The sequence below is a fragment of the Algoriphagus alkaliphilus genome, from assembly GCF_900103735.1.
GTDB lineage: Bacteria > Bacteroidota > Bacteroidia > Cytophagales > Cyclobacteriaceae > Algoriphagus > Algoriphagus alkaliphilus.
Genome location: NZ_FMXE01000070.1, coordinates 1 through 2,333, shown reverse-complemented (window position 1 = coordinate 2,333; position 2,333 = coordinate 1). Strand labels below are relative to the sequence as shown.

The window sequence follows — 2,333 nt, the reverse complement described above, 5'->3', positions numbered from 1 at the left end:
AACCCTTGGGACCTTCTCCAGCCCCAGGATGTGACGAGCCGACATCGAGGTGCCAAACCTCCCCGTCGATATGAGCTCTTGGGGGAGATCAGCCTGTTATCCCCAGCGTACCTTTTATCCTTTGAGCGACGGCCCTTCCATTCAGAACCGCCGGATCACTATACCCGTGTTTCCACCCTGCTCGGCTTGTCGGCCTTACAGTCAAGCTCCCTTATGCTATTGCACTCCTCGTACGGTTACCAAGCGTACTGAGGGAACCTTTGGAAGCCTCCGTTATCCTTTTGGAGGCGACCACCCCAGTCAAACTACCCACCAAGCAATGTCCCCGCCTCAGGCGGGTTAGATACCAGACAAACAAAGGGTGGTATTTCAACAGTGACTCCACGAATCCTGGCGAACCCGCTTCACAGTCTCCCACCTATCCTACACATCATTTGTCCAGTACCAATACTAAGCTGCAGTAAAGGTGCATGGGGTCTTTCCGTCCCGTTGCGGGTACGCGGCATCTTCACCGCGACTACAATTTCACCGAGCTCATGGTTGAGACAGCGCCCAGATCGTTACACCATTCGTGCAGGTCGGAACTTACCCGACAAGGAATTTCGCTACCTTAGGACCGTTATAGTTACGGCCGCCGTTTACTGGGGCTTCGATTCAATGCGTCTCTTGCGATAACATCCCCTCTTAACCTTCCAGCACCGGGCAGGTGTCAGGCCTTATACTTAGTCTTAAAACTTTGCAAAGCCATGTGTTTTTGTTAAACAGTCGCCTGGGCCTCTTCACTGCGGCTGACATCGCTGCCAGCGCCCCTTCTCCCGAAGTTACAGGGCCATTTTGCCGAGTTCCTTAACCATGATTCACTCGAGCACCTTAGGATTCTCTCCTCGACCACCTGTGTCGGTTTGCGGTACGGGTATCTATACGCTTATCGCTAGAAGTTTTTCTTGGAAGCCCTTAGGATCACTATCTGATTGTCCGAAAACGCTCAGTACTATCACGTTCGGCTAAACCCACGCATTTAACTATGGGTCCAATACCTACTCGCTTTAACCCGGTATTCCGTCACCGGGCGGATCTTTCATCACTCCGTCACTCCATTACCTGTATAAATAGTATGGGAATATTAACCCATTGTCCATCCACTACCCCTTTCGGGTTCGCGTTAGGTCCCGACTAACCCTGATCCGATTAACGTTGATCAGGAAACCTGGGTCTTACGGTGGGCGGGTTTCTCGCCCGCCTTATCGTTACTTATGCCTACATTTGCTTTTCCAAAAACTCCAGCACCCCTTACAGGATACCTTCACCGTCATTGGAATGCTCCCCTACCACTCGTCCGCCGTGGCGGATCGAATCCTTCGCTTCGGTATTAGGTTTGATGCCCGATTATTATCGACGCCCTGTCGCTCGACCAGTGAGCTGTTACGCACTCTTTAAAGGAATAGCTGCTTCCAAGCTAACCTCCTGGCTGTCTCTGCAACTGGACCACCTTTGTTCAACTTAACCTAAATTTGGGGACCTTAGCGGAAGGTCTGGGTTCTTTCCCTCTCGGACTGGGACCTTAGCACCCCAGCCCTCACTGCCGGTTCTATATGACGGCATTCGGAGTTCGTCAGGATTTGGTAGGATGTGACTCCCCCTAGTCCTATCGGTAGCTCTACCTCCGTCATACAATTCCCGACGCTGTTCCTAAAAACATTTCGGGGAGTACGAGCTATTTCTCAGTTTGATTAGCCTTTCACCCCTACCCACAGCTCATCCGGAAGCTTTTCAACGCTTATCGGTTCGGTCCTCCAGTTGGTTTTACCCAACCTTCAACCTGGCCATGGGTAGATCACTAAGTTTCGCGTCTACCCCCTCCGACTCATTCGCCCTTTCAGACTCGCTTTCGCTCCGGGTACGGTACTGAATACCTTACCCTTGCCAGAGAGGAGTAACTCGTAGGCTCATTATGCAAAAGGCACGCCGTCACCAAATCACTTGGCTCCGACCGCTTGTAAGCGCACGGTTTCAGGTTCTATTTCACCCTCCTATTCGGAGTACTTTTCACCTTTCCCTCACGGTACTCGTTCACTATCGGTCTCTCAGGAGTATTTAGCCTTACCGGATGGTGCCGGCAGTTTCAAACGGGATTTCTCCGGTCCCGCCCTACTCAGGATACCCGCCTCAATCAAAATCCTTCCAATACGGGACTCTCACCCCCTATGGTCTGCTTTCCCACGCAGTTCTCGTCGGATTTCTCTCAATTATGCAGGTCCTACAACCCCGGTTATGCCGTAACATAAACGGTTTGGGCTCCTCCGCGTTCGCTCGCCACTACTTACGGAATCATT

Annotated in this window: 1 rRNA gene; it reads right to left on the bottom strand. The window is 51.9% G+C overall.

Annotation, left to right across the window (positions count from 1 at the left end):
- Positions 1-2,333 (bottom strand): 23S ribosomal RNA (locus BLQ81_RS21785); the annotation flags it as partial.